The 19,340-nt window shown below is 64.1% G+C and carries 18 protein-coding genes; 10 read left to right on the top strand and 8 right to left on the bottom strand.

Annotated elements, in window-relative coordinates; translation table 11 throughout:
• Window positions 1-33: 33 nt before the first annotated feature.
• Window positions 34-1,011: an LLM class F420-dependent oxidoreductase gene (locus tag ASH04_RS21750; RefSeq protein WP_032368006.1), complete on the bottom strand. Its 978-nt coding sequence runs from the start codon at window positions 1,009-1,011 to the stop codon at window positions 34-36.
• Between the two features lie 59 nt (window positions 1,012-1,070).
• Between ASH04_RS21750 and ASH04_RS21745 the strand changes: the two genes are divergently transcribed.
• Window positions 1,071-1,448, top strand: coding sequence for a VOC family protein (locus ASH04_RS21745; RefSeq protein WP_032389367.1), 378 nt, complete (start codon window positions 1,071-1,073; stop codon window positions 1,446-1,448).
• A gap of 10 nt (window positions 1,449-1,458) precedes the next feature.
• Here the strand turns inward: ASH04_RS21745 and ASH04_RS21740 are convergent, their stop codons facing one another.
• Window positions 1,459-2,598, bottom strand: a complete 1,140-nt coding sequence (locus ASH04_RS21740) for a S1C family serine protease (RefSeq protein ID WP_057474514.1) — start codon at window positions 2,596-2,598, stop codon at window positions 1,459-1,461.
• A gap of 38 nt (window positions 2,599-2,636) precedes the next feature.
• Window positions 2,637-4,181, bottom strand: a complete 1,545-nt coding sequence (locus ASH04_RS21735) for a metallophosphoesterase (RefSeq protein WP_057474513.1) — start codon at window positions 4,179-4,181, stop codon at window positions 2,637-2,639.
• A gap of 69 nt (window positions 4,182-4,250) precedes the next feature.
• On the opposite strand from ASH04_RS21735, the gene ASH04_RS21730 reads away from it, so the two are divergent.
• The gene (locus tag ASH04_RS21730) at window positions 4,251-5,084 is read left to right on the top strand and encodes a DUF72 domain-containing protein (protein WP_057474512.1); all 834 of its coding nucleotides are present in this window, start codon (window positions 4,251-4,253) and stop codon (window positions 5,082-5,084) included.
• A gap of 48 nt (window positions 5,085-5,132) precedes the next feature.
• On the opposite strand, the gene ASH04_RS21725 is transcribed toward ASH04_RS21730, so the two are convergent.
• Window positions 5,133-5,933 (bottom strand): IclR family transcriptional regulator, encoded by an 801-nt coding sequence (locus tag ASH04_RS21725; RefSeq protein ID WP_057474511.1) that lies wholly within the window; start codon window positions 5,931-5,933, stop codon window positions 5,133-5,135.
• 149 nt (window positions 5,934-6,082) lie between these two features.
• On the opposite strand from ASH04_RS21725, the gene ASH04_RS21720 reads away from it, so the two are divergent.
• From ASH04_RS21720 to ASH04_RS21705, 4 genes are read left to right on the top strand one after another with little or no spacing between them, the layout of a single operon-like run.
• Window positions 6,083-6,943 carry an isocitrate lyase/PEP mutase family protein gene (locus ASH04_RS21720; RefSeq protein WP_027495170.1) on the top strand — a complete coding sequence of 287 codons (861 nt, stop codon included), beginning with the start codon at window positions 6,083-6,085 and terminating at the stop codon, window positions 6,941-6,943.
• Complete coding sequence (locus ASH04_RS21715; RefSeq protein ID WP_371828548.1) at window positions 6,940-8,205, top strand: 3-isopropylmalate dehydratase large subunit; 1,266 nt, start codon at window positions 6,940-6,942, stop codon at window positions 8,203-8,205. The genes ASH04_RS21720 and ASH04_RS21715 overlap by 4 nt, the downstream gene beginning before the upstream one ends.
• Window positions 8,202-8,753, top strand: coding sequence for a hypothetical protein (locus ASH04_RS21710; protein WP_057474510.1), 552 nt, complete (start codon window positions 8,202-8,204; stop codon window positions 8,751-8,753). The genes ASH04_RS21715 and ASH04_RS21710 overlap by 4 nt, the downstream gene beginning before the upstream one ends.
• Complete coding sequence (locus ASH04_RS21705; RefSeq protein ID WP_032392539.1) at window positions 8,750-10,069, top strand: MFS transporter; 1,320 nt, start codon at window positions 8,750-8,752, stop codon at window positions 10,067-10,069. Before ASH04_RS21710 ends, ASH04_RS21705 begins: the two co-directional genes overlap by 4 nt.
• 263 nt (window positions 10,070-10,332) lie before the next feature.
• On the opposite strand, the gene ASH04_RS21700 is transcribed toward ASH04_RS21705, so the two are convergent.
• The gene (locus ASH04_RS21700) at window positions 10,333-10,899 is read right to left on the bottom strand and encodes a TetR family transcriptional regulator (RefSeq protein ID WP_032392730.1); all 567 of its coding nucleotides are present in this window, start codon (window positions 10,897-10,899) and stop codon (window positions 10,333-10,335) included.
• A 117-nt stretch (window positions 10,900-11,016) separates the two neighbouring features.
• Here ASH04_RS21700 and ASH04_RS21695 point away from each other — a divergent pair, with 117 nt between their 5' ends.
• Window positions 11,017-12,600 (top strand): MFS transporter, encoded by a 1,584-nt coding sequence (locus ASH04_RS21695; RefSeq protein ID WP_032367742.1) that lies wholly within the window; start codon window positions 11,017-11,019, stop codon window positions 12,598-12,600.
• 69 nt (window positions 12,601-12,669) lie between these two features.
• On the opposite strand, the gene ASH04_RS21690 is transcribed toward ASH04_RS21695, so the two are convergent.
• From ASH04_RS21690 to ASH04_RS21685, 3 genes are all read right to left on the bottom strand, one after another.
• Window positions 12,670-13,416, bottom strand: a complete 747-nt coding sequence (locus tag ASH04_RS21690; protein ID WP_057474509.1) for a GTP pyrophosphokinase — start codon at window positions 13,414-13,416, stop codon at window positions 12,670-12,672.
• 422 nt (window positions 13,417-13,838) lie between these two features.
• Window positions 13,839-13,994 (bottom strand): DUF6131 family protein, encoded by a 156-nt coding sequence (locus ASH04_RS27035; protein ID WP_094611554.1) that lies wholly within the window; start codon window positions 13,992-13,994, stop codon window positions 13,839-13,841.
• 93 nt (window positions 13,995-14,087) lie between these two features.
• Window positions 14,088-16,037 carry a helicase-related protein gene (locus ASH04_RS21685; RefSeq protein WP_057474508.1) on the bottom strand — a complete coding sequence of 650 codons (1,950 nt, stop codon included), beginning with the start codon at window positions 16,035-16,037 and terminating at the stop codon, window positions 14,088-14,090.
• A 48-nt stretch (window positions 16,038-16,085) separates the two neighbouring features.
• On the opposite strand from ASH04_RS21685, the gene ASH04_RS21680 reads away from it, so the two are divergent.
• The 3 genes from ASH04_RS21680 to ASH04_RS21670 are packed head-to-tail and all read left to right on the top strand — an operon-like array spanning window position 16,086 to window position 19,282.
• Window positions 16,086-16,799, top strand: a complete 714-nt coding sequence (locus tag ASH04_RS21680; RefSeq protein WP_057474507.1) for a type 1 glutamine amidotransferase — start codon at window positions 16,086-16,088, stop codon at window positions 16,797-16,799.
• 9 nt (window positions 16,800-16,808) lie between these two features.
• Window positions 16,809-17,987: an alpha-hydroxy-acid oxidizing protein gene (locus ASH04_RS21675; RefSeq protein ID WP_057474506.1), complete on the top strand. Its 1,179-nt coding sequence runs from the start codon at window positions 16,809-16,811 to the stop codon at window positions 17,985-17,987.
• Window positions 17,987-19,282, top strand: coding sequence for an alpha-amylase family glycosyl hydrolase (locus ASH04_RS21670; RefSeq protein WP_057474505.1), 1,296 nt, complete (start codon window positions 17,987-17,989; stop codon window positions 19,280-19,282). Before ASH04_RS21675 ends, ASH04_RS21670 begins: the two co-directional genes overlap by 1 nt.
• Window positions 19,283-19,340: the final 58 nt, after the last annotated feature.

The following is a 19,340-nucleotide window of genomic DNA, read 5'->3' as shown; positions in this document are numbered from 1 at the left end:
GCTCGCACCCCCGCGGCTACTGCTGGAGAAAATCTAGACGAGCGGCTTCAGAGCCTTGCCCGCCAATTCGACGGCACCGGGCTGGTGTCCGTTGGTGATCAGGTTGATGATGACGCCGTCGATGCCTTGATCGAGGACGCGCTTCTGCACCTGCTCGGCGACATCGTCGGGCGTTCCGCAGAAGTGGCGGTCGGTGGCCTTCGCTGCGTCCTCCTCGGAAAGATTCGTCAGATCGAGGCCCTGCTTCAGCACGAACTCCCGCTGCAACTCCTTGGCCTTGTCACCGTCCTCGTCGATGATGACGAAGGCGAGGAAGCTCGTCTCGAGATCCTTCGGATCGCGGTCGACTTCCTCGCAACGGGCCTGAACGGCTGCCATCTTGCGGGGCAGTTCGTTTGCGTCGCAGATGATGTTGAGGTGATCGGCGAACTGTGCGGCCAGGCCGAAGGTCTTCTTCTCGCCGCCACCGCCCAACATGATCGGCAGATCATCGCGGATGCGGGGCTCGTTCATCGCGTTCTCGACCTGGTACCACAGGCCGTCGAACGTGGGACGCTGACCGCGCAGCATGGGTTCGATGATCTGCAGGGCCTCGTCGAGGCGCTCGAATCGGTCGGTGAACGTACCGAATTCGAGTCCGAAGCTCTGGTGCTCGAGTTCGTACCAGCCGGCACCGATACCGAGAATGGCCCGGCCGCCGCTGACGACGTCGAGGGTGGTGACGGTCTTGGCCAGGATCGCCGGGTTGCGATACGTGTTGCCGGTGACCAAGGCGGAGAGTTGGATGGTGTCGGTGGCCGTCGCGAGCGCCGACAGGGCGGAGTAGGCCTCGAGCATCGGCTCGTCGGGCTTTCCGATTCCGGGGAGTTGGTAGAAGTGATCCATCACGAACGCAGTGTCGAACCCGGCCGCTTCGGCCTCGCGCGCCTGCGCGATGACCTGGGGAAAGAGTTCCGCGACCGAACCGTCGTAGCTGAAGTTGGGCATCTGGTAACCGAGGCGAATAGTCACGGCTGCCACGCTACTCGGATATCGGCCCGCAGCACGTGGGACAGCGCGATAATTCGTCCATGACCACCATCGATCTGGCCCGAGCACCGTTCTCCGGATTCGCCGTCGACGACCTGCCGGCAGCTCGCGCGTTCTACGCGGACACCCTCGGTCTGGAGGTGACCGAGAACGAGATGGGGATGCTCGAACTTCACCTGGGAGCGGCGACGGTACTCATCTATCCCCGGCCCGGTCACGTGCCGGCGCAGTACACCATCCTCAACTTCCCGGTGGTCGACATCGAGGCCGCAGTCGATGCATTGATCGCCAAAGGGGTGGTGTTCCAACAGTACCCGGACATGGGCACCGACGAGAAGGGGATCTTCCGGCACGGCGGACCGCTCATCGCCTGGTTCACCGATCCCGCGGGCAACGTGTTGTCGGTGCTGCAGGACTGAACTCGACCGCTCAGGCAGCCGGGGTTCCTTCCGCCAAAGCCGTTGTCGCGGAACGTCGTACGCCCTGAGGATCGACCCACTCGACGACGGCGACATCACCGGGGTGACGTCCGATGAGGGCCTGGGCCAGATCCGACGACGAACCGACACCGGCACCGTCGAAGGCGACGATCACATCGTCGCCGGACAGTCCGATTGCCGAGGCCGGAGAATCGGTAGCCACCGTCACCACCTCGGCACCCATCGCCGGCTTGTTGTCGAACACGGACACATCTCGCACCGACACCCCGAAGTACGGGGTCGGACCCACATGAACCGTCCCGCCGGACTGCCCCGCGACGACCTGATCGAGCACGGCAGCGGCCTCCGAGATGGGAACCGCATACGCCTCGGGTGCCTGCGGAGGCCTACTCTCGGAGCCGGTGCGCGCCTCGTCCGACAGCCCCGCTGTATTGACGCCCACCACGCGACCCCAGGCATCGAACAGTGGGCCACCCGAATCACCCGCTCGCACATCGGCATCGACTCGAATCATCCGATCCAGAGTGTTCCGCGAACCGTCCACCGAACTACGGGTACGCACCTGCTGGTCCAGAGCCGTCACCGCACCCGGGGCAGGCACCAGAACGCCTGCGCCAGCAGCATTCCCGACGGCAGTGACCGCATCCCCCACCTCGGGAGGTGAGTCCGGAGCGAACTCGACCACCGGCAGGTCGGCCGCGGAAATCAACTGCATGACCGCCAGATCACGAGATTTGTCGTAACCGAGCACGGTGGCGTCGTAGATCAGTCCGTTGCCCATGTGCACCGCGCTGATCTCTGTCGCGTTTTCGACGACGTGGAAGTTGGTGAGCACCAGGCCGTCCGGGGCGACGACGAAGCCGGTACCTGCGACGCCGGAGTAGCCGGCCGTGGCGGAGATCGTGACGACGGTGGGGTTCACTCGCGCCGAGAGGTCCTCGAGAGTGAGCGGTGGTGGCTCGACGACGGGGACGGACGTGACCGCGGGGGCCTGCAGCTGGACGTCGGTGCCGACAATCCCGGGACTCAGCATTCCGGGACTCAGTACTCCGGGACTCAGCGGCGTGGCGAGGAACCAGACACCGGCGGCGACCAGCGTCAGTACCCACGCTCGCCCACCCGACTGCATGAAAATCGATTATGGTCCGATGCCGAGCGCCGTGCCAGTCAGTCTGCGATCACCGCTCGGGGAACGTCGGCGCGCAACGTGAAGTCGGTGACGAATTCGCCGTCCTCGGGGCCGTATCGATTCTTGATGTCGTAGCTCTCGACGTCGAACGCGTCGAGTGACGGCGAATGGGTGGTGACGGCCATCGAGCCGCCGTCGATGTCGAACTGGAGCAGACGTTGGAAGCCGGTACTGCGTTCGCCGTCGACCTCGAAGTACTGGTAGTCGGCCAGCAGTTGCACGACGGTGCGGTCGGTCTCTCCCACGTGCTCGTCGACGACCGCGACCTGGCCGTCGACGTGCCCGGACAGGACGAGGAAGACGGTCTCGTGTGGAACGACCAGTCGATTCCAGATCTGCTGGCCGGAGCTCGACCCGATGTCGCCGAACCCCATCAGTTTCTTCTCGCCGAGTTCGTCGAGGTAGTAGTGCGTGCCGATGACGACATTGCGGTCGGGGTTCTCGTCGAGAACTCGTTCGGCCCACTGCATGACCTTCTCCGGCGGGTTGTAGCCGATGTACAGCATCAAGAATTTGGCACCGGCGATGTCGACCAGGTCGTAGTGCGCCGAATTGTCCTCGTCGGTGAACGAACCGCCCCAATAGGGTTGATCCCGATAACGCTGAGGGCCGAAGTACTCGTTGTAGAGCGCGTGATTCTTCTCGTGCTCCCCGGGGACCAATTTGCCTGCGACGTTCCAGATGTTGTCGTGGTTACCGGGCAGAACGCCGTGGGCGATGCCGGCATCCTCGAGGATCTGCATCGATTCGCTGGCGGCCTCGAACTCCTTGCGCGCCTGAGTATCCGGACGCCCCGGGCTGATCCAGCTCTGAATCAGGTCGCCGGTGTGCATGCTGTAGTCGATCTTCAGCTCGTCGGCGTTGTCGGCGGTCCACTGCGTCATCTCCGAATACACACCGGGATCGTCGCGGGCTATGTACTGCGTGTCGGTGATGTGCTGGAGCGCGAAATCGTACGTGCTCGGATCGGCGAAGCTGCTGTCGGGGCGCGCGTTGGTTTCGGCGAAAGAACGATCTGCACGCGGGTTGTCGATGACCAGTACTTCGACAGTGCCTCTCTCGGTGGAGATCTCGGCACTCAATTCCACCTGACCGCCGGGCGCAACCGGGTCGGCCGTGGCAATGGCCGGGCCCCACGTGTTGCCCGACTGGTCCCATACATGCAACGCCAGATCGTTGGTGTTCACCGATCTGCCGGACCACGTCAGCGTCGCCGTGTCCGTACCCGGCGCGAACGTCGCGGTGTAGCGGAGATAGGGATATTCGTCCCACCCCGAGGTTCGCATCTCCGTCGTCGACGACTCGACACCGACCTCGTGAGTCGGCGGATTCGGCGCGTCTGCGACACCCGCGACCATGGACGTGGTGATCGCCGCGGGCACCGTCGTCAAACCGATCCCCGGTACCGCAGCCGCCTGGCGAGGCGTCGGCTGGTCGCGGCGCTCGGCAGCCGCATCGGCACCGGTGAGGGCGAGCAGCACACAGGTCAGCGCCAGGGAGCCGAATGCCGATGGGCGCTTCATGCCATCGAGGTTACCGATACCAGCGCCGGAGCCGCGGAAACCGCAGGGCTGCCCGGCTACAGTCGGCTCATGTCCGCGCAGCATCGCCCTCGGGTTCTGATCGGTATCTCCGGCTGGACGTACGCGCCGTGGCGAGGGGATTTCTACCCGAGCGGTCTCGCGCATCGCAAGGAACTCGGGTACGCGTCCGAGCACCTGACGTCGATCGAGATCAACGGCACGTTCTATGCGATGCAGAAGCCGTCGAGCTTCACCAAGTGGCACGACGAGACTCCGGATGACTTCGTGTTCTCCATCAAGGGTGGGCGGTACGTCACGCACATCAAGCGGCTCGTCGGCGTCGAGTCGGCATTGGCGAACTTCTTCGCCACCGGGGTCCTCACCCTCGGTGACAAGCTGGGGCCATTCTTGTGGCAGCTCCCACCCAATCTCGAGTTCGACGCGCAGAAGATGACGGACTTCTGCGCCCTGTTGCCCAGAACTGTCTCTGCCGCAGTAACTCTGGCGGAGTCGCGGGACGACAAACTGGCCGAGGATCGAGTGCTGTTGCCGGCTGCGTCGTCTCGGCCACTGCGGTACTGTATCGAGGCCAGACATGCAAGCTTCGCCTCCGACGAGGCAGTGGAACTGTTGCGCGAGAACGATATTGCGATCGTGGTTGCCGACACCGCCGGAAAGTGCCCGTACATCGACACCCCCACAGCGGATTTCATGTACGCGCGACTGCACGGAGACGAAGAGTTGTACGCCAGCGGCTACACCGACGACGCTCTCGATCGATGGGCCACCAAGATCTCCGAGTGGACGTCGGCGGGCCGGGTCGTCTTCGTGTACTTCGACAACGACATCAAGGGCTACGCACCCTTTGACGCCATGAAACTCATCGAGCGCGTCGGTAGCTGAGTATTCGCCTCTCTAGGATCGAATCTAGAGGAGCGAATACTCGTGTAGCTACTGACTCGATGCAGGTAGAGCCTCTGCGACGCGTGAAAGGCTTCGCGCCGCCGCGAGAATCGTCTCCACCTTGTCCGTCAAGGCGTCGCCCTCGAATGTCTCCACGCGGCCACCGACGCTGATCGACGCGACGACCACCCCGTCGCGTCCGAGAATCGGTGCGCCCACCGCCGCGACGCCGGCCAGGTAGTCGGAGTTGCTCAGCGCGTATCCCTGCGTTCGGATCCGGTCGAGATGATCCATCAATAGGTCTGGTGACGTCAGTGTTCGGCTCGTGTATGCAGCAAGCTCTCCGCCGAGCCAGCGGTCGCGAATGCGAGCGGAGAACGCGAGCATCGCCATCGGCCCGGCCGTGGCGTGATACGGAAGAACGGATCCAATCGAAATACCGGCTACCACAAGGGGATTGCTACCCTCGTGGCGGTCGATGCACACCGCGCCCTCGTCAGCGGGAACCATCAGATAGGCGGTGTCGCCGAACTTTTCGGCGATCTCGGACAGGTACGGCTGGGCGGCACCGCGGATGTCGAGCTGTGTCAACGCGGACGATCCGATCTCGAACACCGGCATGGCGATCCGGTACGAACCCTCCGCCGTTCTGTCCACCCAGCCGGCATGGATCAACGTCGTCATCAGACGATGCACGGTCGTCTTGTTCATTCGACTCGCCGTCGTCAGGTCGTTGAGCGTCCAGACAGGATGCGTCGTGTCGAAATGGTCGAGCAGAGCGCATGCCTTCACGACGGCACCGACGATGTCGCGGCCGGCGTGGGCGTCGGACTCGGTGGGAACTGCCACGAGTTGTTCCTTCCGGTCGGGTGGAGCGTCGTCGCCATCCTACGAACCGACGCGCGATGCGCTATCGATCCACGGGTATTGACTTGTGATCCGAGCCACTCTAAATTCGGAAGGCGTTCCGCAATACGAAACGGAGAGTGCTCGTGACGATGACTTTGAGAGGCCTGACCGAACAAGGCCTGGTGTATGCGCCCGGCGTGTGGGACGGGTTGACGGCCAAGCTGGCCGAGCAGGCGGGCTTCTCGGCGCTGTGCGCGTCCGGCTTCGCCGTATCGGCTGCGCTCGGACTGCCCGACGCCGAGCTCTACACGATGACCGAGAACCTGCAGGCCGTCCGGACCATTCGCGAGGCATCGTCTCTGCCCCTCGTCGCGGACATCGACACCGGCTACGGAAACGCCGTCAACGCCGCGCGCACCGCGACGCGGTTCGCCGAGGCCGGCGTCCAGGGTGTGTTCATGGAGGACCAGCTGTCGCCGAAGAAGTGCCCGATCTGCGTCGGCGAGCCGGTGGACTTGATCTCCGTCGAGGAGGCGTCGGGCAAGGTTCGGGCGGTGCGTGATTCCATGCCGGACGACGTTCTGCTCATCGCACGCACCGACGCACGTGGCGACGAGGCGATCATGCGCGCACAGGCCTACGTCGACGCCGGAGCCGACATGATCATGCCGGTGACGAAGACGTTCGAGACCGTCGAGCAGTGGGAGAACTGTCACCGAGCGGTCGGGGTTCCGCTGATGGCCACGCTGACCGCGTCGACCTGGACCGAGAGGGAGTTCACTCCGGAGGTTCTGGCACAGATCGGAGTGCGGCTGGCCCTGCTGCCCACTCAGGTGCTGATGGCCGCAACCGGTGCCGCACGCGAGACCCTGCGTCGCCTGGCCGCAGGCGAAGCTCCCGCCGACGTCAGTGCCGACGCGCTGCAGCACCACGAGTTCGTGGACCTCATCGGTTTTCCCGAAGTCGAAGCGCAGCAGCGTAAGTACCTTCCTGCGGAGGCCAACCGATGACATCGGCCGCGTTCACGATGGTCGAGAAGATCCTCGGTAGGACCTGTGGCGGTGATCCCGTGCGTGCCGGTGAGAACCACGCGGTTCGACCGGCTCGGATGATCGCGTACGACTTCCCCGGGTACACCGATGTGATGTTCCGGCAGATGCGCGACGACTTCGGTATCACCTCACTCGAGGACCCGTCTCGGTACGTCGTCTTCATCGATCACATGTTGACCAAGCGCAACGACCGGGAACAAGAAGTACACCAGGTCACCCGAGACTGGTGCGAGTACTACGGAATCGAGCTGCACGAGGGCCGCGGCATCGGGCACCAACTCACCGCCGAACTCGGCCTGGCCATCCCCGGTGACTTCCTCGTCCACTTCGACGGCCACATCAGCGGAATCGGGGCGTTCGGTGCGCTGGGCTGGGGTATCCGCCGCGATCTGATCGAGGCATGGGTGACCGGCCAACTCTACGTGGACATTCCAGCGACCACGCGGTTCGACCTGTACGGAGAATTCGCGCCGGGAGTGGACAGCCGCGATCTGGTGCACACCATCATCGACCTCGTCGGGGCAGACGGGTGCGCACACCAGGTGATGGAATTCGGTGGCCCCGGTGCCCGGTCGATGAAAATCGATCACCGGCAAGGATTGTGCGGCATGGCGATGTTCACCGGAGCCGTGTCCGCGATATTCGAACCGGACGAGACCTCACTCGACTACGCCAACGATGTTGCGAGACAATCGTTCACACCGGTCTACCCAGACTCCGATGCGACCTACGCAGCTCGGCACACCATCGACCTCGCCCAGATCGTGCCGCAGGTCGTGCAGCCCGGCTCGGCGCGTGCAGCCAACACCCACACAGCAGCCGAACTCGCCGGCACTCCGATCACCAAGGCGTTCATCGGATCCTGTGCCAGTGGACGAATCGAGGATCTGCGGGCCGCGGCACTCGTGCTCGACGGACGCACCGTGGCTCCCGGTGTGGAGCTCAATGTCGTGCCCACGTCGCAGAAGGTGCACGATCAGGCCGAGCGAGAGGGGCTGCTCGACGTATTGCGCGCGGCGGGTGCGCACATTGCAGTGTCGAGCTGCGACTTCTGTTTCGGCTATCAGAAGCCGTTGGCGGCGGGCGAGAATTGCATATCGACCGGCGTGCTCAACATCTCCGGCCGGATGGGTAGCTCCGACGCCAACATCTACATGGGTTCTCCGTATACCGTCGCCGCCAGCGCGTTGGCCGGTACGATCCAGCAGGTGGGCTCGTGAGCGCCTACCCACCCCCGCCCGACGTCATCTCCGGCCGAGTTGCCTGGGTCTTCGGCGACGACTTCGACATCGATCTCGTTGTCGGCGTTGCGAATATCAAGTCGTACGATCCCGAGCATCTGAGGTCGGTCTGCATGACCGCATACGATCCGGGTTTCGTCGATCGCGTTCGGCCGGGCGACATCATCGTCGGCGGCCGGAACTTCGGCTACGGCCACCCGCACTATCCGCCGATGGTGGCTCTGCGCAACGCCGGTATCCAGGCCATCGTGGCCGAGTCGTTCTCGCCGGGATTCTGGCGCGGAGAGACATTCAACGGAGTACCCCTCATCACCATTCCGGATGTCTCCGGCGCGGTCGTCACCGGTGATGCCGTCGAACTCGATTGGCGACGAGCAACATTGACCACTGCCGATGGTCGATCCCTGGTGGGTAGTGCGCCCAGCCCTCGTACTGTCGCAGTCATCGAGGCCGGCGGATCGTACGAATTACTTCTGGCCGAACACCGAAGCAAGCAACCACTCACAGGACAGGGAACAGCGCGATGACGAACGTCGACCAGCCTTCTGCGGTCACCAGCGCACCGAAAGCCGACACCACCACCGCGCGCCGTGCCGCGCTCGCCGGTGGCGTCGGCACGCTCATCGAGTATTACGACTTCGCCGTCTACGGATTTCTCGCCGTAGTCATTGCGCCACTGTTCTTTCCGTCCACCAGCCCCGGCGTATCCATACTCGCGACCCTGGCAGTATTCGGCGTCGCATACGTTGCACGTCCGCTCGGTGGAATCTTCTTCGGACGCCTCGGCGACAGAAAGGGTCGTCGGCAGGCTCTGGTCGTGACAGTGGTCTGTATGGGTATCGCGTGTGGAGTCCTGGGAATGCTGCCCACACACTCGAGTGTGGGCGTACTGGCACCGATTCTGCTCGTCATCATCCGACTCGCCCAAGGATTCTCTGCAGGAGGTGAAATCGGCGGTGCAGCAACCTATATCGCAGAGTCTGCACCGCCGAACCGTCGCGGCTTCTTCGGGTCGTTCACGCCGATCGGTTCCACCCTCGGATTCGCGGTCGCCGCAGCCGTTGTCGGTGTGGTCGCCCTCGTCACCACCGACGACCAGATGTCGTCGTGGGGCTGGCGCATTCCGTTTCTGCTTGCACTTCCCCTCGCTCTGGTCTGTCTGCGAGTGCGGCTGAAGCTCGAAGACAGCCCGGAGTTCGAGGAAATGGCGGCGAAGAACGAGGTTGCGAAAAGCCCGTTGAGCGATGTCGTGAAGAAGCAGCCGTGGTCGGTGCTACGTGTCGTCGGAATTGCGATCGCGATGAACGGATCCGGTTACATCGGTCTGACGTACTTCAGCGTGTACCTGATCAACGACCTCGGATTCTCCAAGGACTCGGTCTACTGGACATCGGCGATCGCAATTGCGTTGGCCTGTGCGACCTTCCCGCTCAGCGGCATGCTCACCGACAGATTCGGGCGCAAACCGGTACTGCTCAGCGGCTACGTTGCGTATGTCGTCATTGCGTTGCCGGTGTTCATGATCCTCGGCGCGACGTCGTCGATCATCGTGGTGGGCTGTGTGTACTTCGTCTACATGGTTCTCAACGGAGTCGTGCAGGTACCCGCGTTTCCACTGTTCACCGAGCTGTTCCCTCGGGCAGTTCGATACACCGGAGTGTCGTTGGGCTTCAACATCGGCACCATCGCCGCAGGCGGAACGGCACCGTACGTCGCCGCCCAACTGGTCGAGTCGACCGGTAACGCCATGTCACCCGCCTACTGGGTCATGGGTGTCTGCGTGATCGGCGTACTCACGGTGCTGACCATCAAGGAAACCGGACGCGAGAAACTCCCGGTGTAGTGCGGCGTAGATGCCGGCCGTAGTTCGAGACTCGCCCCACCACGTGCACTCGGCGTGGTGGGGCGTCCCGCGTGTGTGCGGTCGAGGGACGCAGCCGACCGGGGTGACAAACGCGAGCGCACTTGCCAGATGCGCGCAGAATAGCGACGTGATCGGTGTCTACTTTGTGCGCGTCTGGCAAACGCGCGCGCGTTTGCGGAAATGGGGGCCGCTACCCCAGTATTCCGCACTCTTGCGTCAAAGCTAGATATTGATAGACAGCGCTACGGAGCGCAGAGTCGACGCACGGCGGCTTCGATTTTCGACGCCCGACGCTGAATTTCGGCGTCGTCGGCAGGCTCGCAGTCCCTGCTCGGCGCGGTCATCCACGCCGAGGTGATGCCGAACATCATGGTGATCAGATCCTCGACGGTGAAGGCGTCGGAGATCAGTCCGTCTCGCTGGGCGTCGGCCATGGCCCTGTGTCGCTCGGCGATGACCGAGTGGATGTCGTCGGTGCCCGAGGTCGCCATACCGCCCTGAAGCTGAGTCCACAGCAGGAGGCGGTGCTCCTCGGGATGCGCAGCGAGGTGCAGGTATTCGCGCGCTGCGTATCCGCCGAGGTCGTCGACGGCGAAGGGTACTTCGTCGATGAACCGCGCGAACCCGTCCTCGACGACGGCCCGGAACAGGGCTTCTTTGTCGCCGAAGTAGGCGTACAGACGTTCTTTGCTGGCCTTGGCCGCGGCCGCGATCCGATCGACGCGGGCCCCGGCCAGCCCGTGTACCGAGAACTCGTCCCGGGCGGCGACGACGATGCGGGCGCGGGTCGCACTGGCGTCAGGTTTCATGGCGGTCACCATACCCCCAACCAACTAGTTCGTTTGACTATTGGTTCTGGGTCGCCTACCTTTTTGCTCGGGACATTTTTCGTGCCCAGAATCAACGAGTACGAGTGGGGTACAAGCATGTCGCAGCACTCCGAGCGCGAAGCGCCGGATCTGAATCCGAACTACGAGCGCCGATGGCTGGTGCTGTGCATCGTCGCCATCACGCAGCTCACGATCGTGCTCGACGGCACGATCGTCAACATTGCGCTGCCGCAGGCTCAGCTGGATCTCGGCATCAGCGACAGCAGCCGCGCCTGGGTCATCACCGCCTACGCGTTGTCGTTCGGCGCACTGCTGCTGCTCGGCGGACGCATTGCCGACTACTGGGGACGCAAGCGCTCGTTCATCGTCGGCATGGCAGGCTTCGCCGTTGCCTCCGCTATCGGCGGACTCGCTCAGGAAGGCTGGCAGCTGTTCATCGCGCGCGCCGGCCAGGGTGTGTTCGCTGCACTGCTCGCCCCGGCAGCACTGGCCATCCTGACGGTGACGTTCACCGACACCAAGGAACGCGCCAAAGCGTTCGGCGTCTTCGGCGCCATTGCCGGTGGCGGCGCAGCGGTCGGCCTGCTCCTCGGCGGAGTGCTCACCGAATACGCGAACTGGCGCTGGTGCCTGCTGGTCAACATCCCGGTCGCAGTGTTCGCCATCGCCGCAGCGGTGCCGCTGGTGAAGGAGAGCAAGGCTCACGGAGACACCCGCTACGACCTGCCCGGCGCGATCCTCGTCGCTCTCGGTCTGGCATCGCTGGTCTACGGCTTCACCGAGGCCGAAGACGGCTGGGCGACGGTACCCACCATCTCGTTCATCGCGCTCGGCCTCGCTCTGCTGGCCGCGTTCGTCGTCGTCGAATCCAAGTCCGCCAACCCACTGCTGCCGTTGAGTGTGTTGCTCGACCGTGACCGCGGTGCCGCGTACATCGGCTCGGCCGTCATCGGCGCTGCCCTGCTCGGTGGCACGTTGTACCTCACGTTCTACTTCCAGATCGTGCTGGAGATGAGCCCGGTGATCGCCGGCGTCGCGTCGCTCCCGATGACCGGCGGCATTTTGATCACGGCCGCGCTCGCTTCTGCACTCGTGCCGAAGATCGGACCCAAGCCGCTGATGGCCGTCGGTCCGGTCGTCTCCGCAGTCGGCCTGCTGCTGCTCACCCAGATCGGCGTCGACACCTCGTACTTCACGCACGTCCTGCCGGGCGTCGTGCTGCTCGGCCTCGGCCTCGGTCTGCTGATGGTTCCGATGCAGAACGTCGCACTGATCGGCGTTCCCGATCACGACGCAGGTGCCGCATCGGCGCTGATCAACGCCACCCTGCAGGTCGGTGGTGCACTCGGTGCTGCGGTGTTCACCACCGTCTACACCTCGTCGAAGACCTCGTACCTGGCCGAGAATCCGGCGCCGACTCCGCCCGCCGGAGTTCCCGCGGAAGCTCTCGCCGGCCAGGAAGTGCCCAGCGACGAGATGTTGGCCGCGCTGCCGGAGCCGATCCGCAACTTCGTGCTCGCGACCATCGACCACGCGTTCTCGGCCGAGGTCTCCGGCTACGCCTGGGCATTCGGTACCGCCGCGATCCTCGTAGCGCTGGTGAGCCCGGTCGTGTTGCTGCTCGTCCGCGCGAAGAAAGACGACCTGCCCGTCGGCGACACGCCGGTACACATCGGATAACGCAGGCACGAACTGAGAACCCCGCTGCTCAGCCGTCGAGCAGCGGGGTTCTGCTCTTCGAACGCACCGTCAGTCCGGGTCGATCGCTTCGGCCTGGGCGGTGAGCAACATGTGCAGCAATTCGGGAGGCAAGGCCATCGGAGGCATCGCACCGAGGGTGATGGAGTTGTCGGAATCGCCGTTCAGTTCCTCCACCTCGTCGTGCAGGCTTTCCATCTTCTCGTCCAGCGTGTTGGCCGTCTCGGCGGCCTCGGTCAGCTCGGCCAACAGGGTGGGCGGAATCTGGCCGCGGTACTTGTAGAAGATCTTGTGCTCGAGGCTCGCCCAGAAGTCCATGGCAATCGTGCGGATCTGGAGTTCGACCAAGACCGGTTGGACGCGATCGGACATGAACACCGGGATTTCGACGATCAGGTGCAAGCTCTTGTAGCCGTTGGCTTTCGGGTTCGCGATGTAGTCCTTGACCTCGACGACTCGAACGTCGGTCTGACTGCTGAGCATGTCCGCGATGCGATAGGTGTCGGAGATGAAGCTGCACGTGATGCGGACACCTGCGACGTCCTGGATGTTCTCGCGAATGGCATCGAGCGTCAGTGCGCACTTCTTGCGCTGAGCTTTGTCGACGATGCTCTCGGGCGTCTTCAGTCGCGACGAGACATGCTCGATGGGGCTGTAGCGGTGGATGTGGGTGAATTCCTGCTTCAGGATGTTGATCTTGGTGATCAGTTCGTCTATTCCGAACTTGTAGCTCATCATGAAGCGCGTGAAATCGTGCCTCAGTTGCACCAGGTCGACGACGGCTTCATTGTTGCTCATGCCCCCGATTGTCCACGATCGCCGGCCGTGACCGCGCCGCGCGTGAATCGAAGCTGGCGTCGCTGCACGTGGGACCGAGTTCCGGTGTGAACCGCACGAGATTACAACTCTGGCACTGATGGGTACGGTGATGCCCCCGCTCACACGAGCAAGCACGCGAACCCACCAGTACCGAACCGGCGACAAGCGGATGGCCGTTGGTGCAGTGAGTAGGTGCTCGTTCTGCCCACCGATCGCCGACGCGGTAGAGCGAGCCGGCAACCGGGTCGGTGTCGCGCTCGTCGGATGCCATCGCGCGCAACCGCCTTCGACACTGTCTACCGCCCGATTTGGACCGCCCGAAGTGGCTCCGCTGGCCGCATCGCCAACTCCGGGGGCCCGCTCAGACTAACAGAAATCGAACGTATGTTCTAACGTGGATGTCAAAACCACGTCTTGCGGCCACCGACTGCGCGCCCCATCGAACCGAGCAACGTCAGAACCGCGCCGACGACCACCAGAATGATGCCGATAGTCGTCAAAATTGAAATGCCGGCGAAATAGCCGATGAGGGCGAGGATGATTCCGAGAACGATCATGACTACTCCTGGTGCCAAAGTGAGCCCACTATCGACGAATTGTCGATGGGACCGAACCTACTCGGGCGCGTGGACGATTGCTCACAATTGTCGCTATTTTCCGGCATCCACTTTCGCCGCGAGGAAAGCCTCCGGATCGATCAGATCCGCCTGCCCCACGATCGATCCCAGATCCGCGATGCGCTCGATCCCGGTGAGCACCATCTCCTCCTCGACGGTGCCCTCGGCGTAGCCGTAGTAGCAGGTCGACGTGGTGTGGTTGTGGTCCTTGTCGATGCGGTTGGCGCGGCCCTCGATCTGCCTGATGTCGATGGGTGTCCACCGAGGATCGTGAATCAGCGTCACGCGCGGTGCGAGTGTGGAGACCGTCCCCTCCGGGAGCAGTAACTCGTTGGTGTGCAGGTTGATCGCGCTCGTGGTGGTCGAGACGATGACCGACGCGTCGCCGGTCTGAAAACGACGAATCGACGCCTCCTGCTCGGGACTGCTCATGCTCCCGTCGACCACGGCGACCTCGAGCCCCTCGTCTCGAAGTGTCTGGGCCAGAGCAGCGACCGACTCGCGGTAGAACATCGAGACGAACACCTGATTGCCTGCCTTGACCCACGTCCGGACTTGATCCGCAGACGCGGGAATGCGCAGGTACGAGCACTTCTGGCGAAATCGCAGCGTCGCCGCGCGGGTACTCGGATTCTTCTGCAGCACTCGCTTTCCGCCGACGGCCTTCCAGATCGGCAGGCCGACTTCCTTGCGGTAGTCCACCCACGCCGAGTTGTACAGCCGCTTCTGCGCGGCCGTGAGTTCCTGGCCGAGGGGCTCCCGCGGAGTCGGTGGGGACGGCCGCGAAATAGACCACGGCACAGCGCCTCCCGACAACCAGCCGTGCACAGACGCGATGTCGCGGGCTCGCGTCGTCGCGTCCTCGGGCTCCCACCGCCACGTGGTCAACCCCGTCGTCGCCTTGCCTGCCTTGACGGCGAAGCCGGACTCGATGAGGAACTCCGCCCACTTCATCGTCACGGCATAGCCGAGATACTCGTCGTCACCGAGGATCTCGACGCCGCGGCTGCGTTCGACGGCGCGGGCCATGTACGCGAAATGCAGCGGCTGATAGCCGGGAGTGGCAGACATCCACACGACGGATCGGGCCGCCTCCTGATACCGCCACAGAATTTGCGACTGCTGCGATTCGATGTTCATCAACGCATGCGACTCGTCGGCGATCACCACGTCGATGTCGAACCGCAGCTCGCCCAGCGAGATGGTCCGCTTGTTCTGCGTCCGTTTACGTTTGCCCAGATCGGTCTCGGGCGGAACCGACAGCAGCTTCTTGGTGGACTGATAGGTGATCAGCAACCAACGCTTGCGGTCGGATGGTTCGATGTCGGCCTCGCTGTCTGCAATGGTGCGACGCCACCCCGGCAGCGCACCCTTGGGTGCCACCACCAGAACCGTGCCGATCTCGGCGGCCGACATCTGCCGCACGGCCTCGCACACGGCCAACGTCTTACCCAGACCCGTCGAATCCATCTGCGCGAAGTACGGGAAGCCGGCGTCGAGCGCGGCCAGATGGCGTCGGACCGATTCGAGTTGGGTGTCGCGAGGCTGCATCGCCCGTTCGCGCACCTCTTCGTCGCGCCAACTGTCGTTCGCGTCGTCCTCGAGCCACCGCTGCAGGCTGTACGGCATCGATTCGTACGGCTGCAGGTACTCGGGCAGTTCGGTTCCGTAATACGCGAACACGCGCGGTCCGGGGTACCAGCGCGCCCCCGCTGCGCCCGCCGCGGACCGATCCTCGAACGGCACGTCCAACACCCAGACGCGCTCGCCGAGATCGGGCACCCGAAGATCGGGGGCGGCGGACTTGCGGGGCGACGTCTTGCGCGGGGCTGTTCTCTTGCGAGGTGCGGCCTTCTTCGGGGCAGCTTTCTTCGCCGCAGGCTCACCGTTCTTCGCAGCCGCGAACTTTCGCGCAGCGCTGCTCTGCCCGGCCTTGACGGTGCGGGCAGTGGTGGATCGGGCAGTGCGTTTACGAGGTGGCATCGGATCCAGTCTGTCGTACGGTGTGCACGAACACCGTAAAGGAGCCCTGTGACATACCCGAACGACCCGCGCGCCGTAGTTCTCGTCCACGACCGGGACCCGTCCCTGGCGCGTCGCGATATCGGCACCCTCGCCGCCGAATTGCGCACCAGGGGTTTCCTGTTGGACGTGCATTCCTTCGACCACAGTCCCGATGTCGCACCACCGACGCTGTCCGACGCGCAGGTGGTCGTGGTCATGGGCTCACCCGACGCCGCGTACGACGACACCCTGACGTGGCTCGCGCCGGAGATCGCGTACGTGCAGCAGGCGATCGATGCGCAGGTCCCGGTTCTGGGTGTGTGCTTCGGCGGCCAGTTGCTTGCTCGCGTGCTCGGCGGATCCGTCCGCAAGTCCGAGTACCCCGAGTACGGATTCGTCGACGTCGAGACCTCCGATCCCGAGCTCGTCGCCTCGGGCCCGTGGATGGAATTCCACGGCGACACGTTCGTCGCTCCGCCGGAGGCGACGGTCATCGCCCGCAACGAGGCAGCGCAGCAGGCCTTCGTCTGCGGCCCGCACCTCGGGTTGCAGTTCCACCCCGAGATCGACCTCGACACCTACGATGCGTGGGCGGCCGCGTGGGACCGCGACGGCGTCGAACATGCGGTGGACGTGCACCAGATCAGGCAAGACATTGCCGACTCCGAAGCTGCAGCTCGCAAGCGGTGCTCGGCGCTGCTGGACGCATTTCTCGCCCGATCCTCGGCGGTGCCCCGGTAGGGTCGAACGATGACCGAGGCCAGGCCCAGCAACTTCAGCGATCACCAACTCGGCATCTACGCCGCCGGAATGTTCGCTCAGCAGACACCGTCGATCACCACCAACCTGGCGAGGCTGGAGGACCAGGCTGCCGAGAAGCTCTCGCCTGAGGCGCTCGGCTACATCGTCGCCAGCGCGGGCAGTGGCTCGACGGCGCGTGCGAACCGGGCCGCCTTCGACAGGTGGGCCATCACGCCGCGGATGCTGCGCAGCTCGGCCTCGCGTGATCATGCGTGCACCGTGCTCGGCACCGACATGCCTGCACCGCTGCTGATCGCTCCGGTGGGTATTCAGACTCTCGCCCATCCCGACGGTGAACTCGCGACGGTTCGCGCGGCTGCGGAACTCGGTGTGCCGTACATACATTCGACGCAGGCATCGCATTCCTTCGAGCAGATCGCCGAGGCGGGCGGAGATGCGCCGCGCTGGTATCAGTTGTACTGGCCGACGGACGAATCGGTACTGCTGAGCTTCCTGCAGCGCGCGAAGGACACCGGATTCACCACGCTGGTGCTGACGCTCGACACCACGTTGCTGGGCTGGCGGCCCGCCGATCTCGACCGCGGGTACCTCCCATTCTTGGCGAACCTCGGCATCGAGAACTATCTGAGCGATCCGGCGTTCCAAGCCGGACTCGCTCAGCCCGTCGAGGAGAATCCCGTTGCGGCCGCCATGCATTGGGCGCAGATGTTCCCCAATCCCGGCCTGTCGTGGAAGAACCTGGCGTTCCTGCGCGAGCATTGGGACGGTCCCATCGTGCTCAAGGGCATCTGCACCGTCGGCGACGCCCGAGAAGCGGCCGCCCACGGAGTCGACGGCATCGTGGTCTCCAACCACGGTGGACGTCAGATCGACGGTGCCAGGCCGTCTCTCGACGCATTGCCGTCCATCGTCGAGGCTGTGGGCGACGAACTGACGATCCTGTTCGACTCCGGTGTGCGCACCGGTGCCGACATGGCCAAGGCGCTGGCGCTCGGTGCCGATGCGGTTCTCCTCGGCCGCCCGTTCCTCTACGGTCTCGCCCTCGGCGGGCAGGAGGGTGTTGCGCACGTATTGCGTTGCCTGCTGGCCGAATTCGACTTGGTGACCAGCCTGTCCGGCCATACCGGCGCGGGCGAGCTCGGTCGCGACTCGATCGAGGCGTCCTGATGGAGTGGACGAAGCATGCCATCTGGTGGCACCTGTACCCGCTCGGCTTCACCGGCGCTCCGGTGCACGGATGGGACGGTGAATCCCAATCGGATCTGCACCGGCTGAACAGAATCGAGAAGTGGCTCGACTACGCAGTCGAGCTCGGTGCCTCGGGCATCGCCCTGGGGCCGATCTTCGAGTCGGAGAAGCACGGCTACGACACTGTCGACTACTACCACGTCGACGGTCGGCTCGGCACCGACGAGGATATCGATTCGCTGATCGCTGCGGCGCATTCCCGCGGTCTGAAAGTGATGTTCGACGGCGTCTTCAACCATGTGGCGCAGAGCTTTCCGAAGTTCCGTGAGGCCCTGGCCGAGGGCCCGGATTCCGAGGCCGCGGAGTGGTTCCACCTCGACTGGTCCGGCGACGAGCCGACGCATCGCAACTTCGAGGGCCACGACGAACTGGTCGCGCTCAACCACGAGAGCCCGCACGTGCAGCAGTACGTGGTGGACGTGCTGTCGCACTGGCTCGAACGCGGCGTCGACGCCTGGCGGCTCGACGCGGCCTACGCGGTACCGCCGCGCTTCTGGGCCGCGGTGCTGCCGAAGGTTCGTGAGAAGCATTCGGACGCATACTTTCTGGGCGAAGTCATCCACGGTGACTACGACCGGATCGTCTCGGCCTCCACGTTGGACTCGGTGACGCAGTACGAACTGTGGAAAGCGATCTGGAGTGGGCTGAGCGAGCTCAACTTCTTCGAGCTCTCGCACGCGTTGGAGCGTCACAGCGGCTGGCTCGACGCCTTCGTGCCCGCCACGTTCGTCGGTAATCATGACGTCAATCGCATCGCCAGCGTCATCGAGGACGAGCGACATCTGCTGCACGCGTTGGTGGTTCTGTTCACCGTGGGCGGGATGCCGATGATCTACTACGGCGACGAACAGGCCTTCCGCGGTATCAAGGAAGATCGCGTCGGCGGTGACGACGAGGTCCGTCCCGAATACCCCGACACCTCCGAGGATCTGGCACCGTACGGCTGGCCCGTCTACCGAGTGCATCAGGAGCTGATCGCAGTTCGGCGCCGCAATCCGTGGTTGTACTCCGCACGCACCGAGACACTCGAGCTCACCAACACCGCGCTGCTCTACCGCGTGTACGCGGACGACAATTCCATGACGGTGGCGCTCAACCTCGGCGACGAGGGCATCGACTACCCGGCCCAGGGCAGCGAAGTACTGGCCGGTGAGGCGCACCTGAACGACGGACGGGTAAGCGTTCCTCCCCACGGCTGGGCTGTCATCGGCTGATCGCTGCATATGGTTGTGTTCGGCTGTCTACGTCGAGCGCAAGAAAGCAGTAGAGAGA

The sequence above is a fragment of the Rhodococcus sp. Leaf233 genome (genome assembly GCF_001426165.1).
Classification (GTDB): Bacteria; Actinomycetota; Actinomycetes; order Mycobacteriales; family Mycobacteriaceae; genus Rhodococcoides; species Rhodococcoides fascians.
Note: the sequence above shows the minus strand (reverse complement) of the source record. Positions and strands in the feature narration are given on the sequence as shown.

Excerpts from the sequence above, each read along its gene's own strand:
- ASH04_RS21715 (WP_371828548.1), top strand. The coding sequence starts at position 6,940 with ATGACATCGGCCGCGTTCACGATGGTCGAGAAGATCCTCGGTAGGACC.
- ASH04_RS27035 (WP_094611554.1), bottom strand. The coding sequence starts at position 13,994 with ATGATCGTTCTCGGAATCATCCTCGCCCTCATCGGCTATTTCGCCGGC.
- ASH04_RS21690 (WP_057474509.1), bottom strand. The coding sequence starts at position 13,416 with ATGAGCAACAATGAAGCCGTCGTCGACCTGGTGCAACTGAGGCACGAT.
- ASH04_RS21735 (WP_057474513.1), bottom strand. The coding sequence starts at position 4,181 with ATGAAGCGCCCATCGGCATTCGGCTCCCTGGCGCTGACCTGTGTGCTG.
- ASH04_RS21670 (WP_057474505.1), top strand. The coding sequence starts at position 17,987 with ATGGAGTGGACGAAGCATGCCATCTGGTGGCACCTGTACCCGCTCGGC.
- ASH04_RS21745 (WP_032389367.1), top strand. The coding sequence starts at position 1,071 with ATGACCACCATCGATCTGGCCCGAGCACCGTTCTCCGGATTCGCCGTC.
- ASH04_RS21685 (WP_057474508.1), bottom strand. The coding sequence starts at position 16,037 with ATGCCACCTCGTAAACGCACTGCCCGATCCACCACTGCCCGCACCGTC.
- ASH04_RS21675 (WP_057474506.1), top strand. The coding sequence starts at position 16,809 with ATGACCGAGGCCAGGCCCAGCAACTTCAGCGATCACCAACTCGGCATC.
- ASH04_RS21700 (WP_032392730.1), bottom strand. The coding sequence starts at position 10,899 with ATGAAACCTGACGCCAGTGCGACCCGCGCCCGCATCGTCGTCGCCGCC.
- ASH04_RS21730 (WP_057474512.1), top strand. The coding sequence starts at position 4,251 with ATGTCCGCGCAGCATCGCCCTCGGGTTCTGATCGGTATCTCCGGCTGG.
- ASH04_RS21705 (WP_032392539.1), top strand. The coding sequence starts at position 8,750 with ATGACGAACGTCGACCAGCCTTCTGCGGTCACCAGCGCACCGAAAGCC.
- ASH04_RS21695 (WP_032367742.1), top strand. The coding sequence starts at position 11,017 with ATGTCGCAGCACTCCGAGCGCGAAGCGCCGGATCTGAATCCGAACTAC.
- ASH04_RS21720 (WP_027495170.1), top strand. The coding sequence starts at position 6,083 with ATGACTTTGAGAGGCCTGACCGAACAAGGCCTGGTGTATGCGCCCGGC.
- ASH04_RS21740 (WP_057474514.1), bottom strand. The coding sequence starts at position 2,598 with ATGCAGTCGGGTGGGCGAGCGTGGGTACTGACGCTGGTCGCCGCCGGT.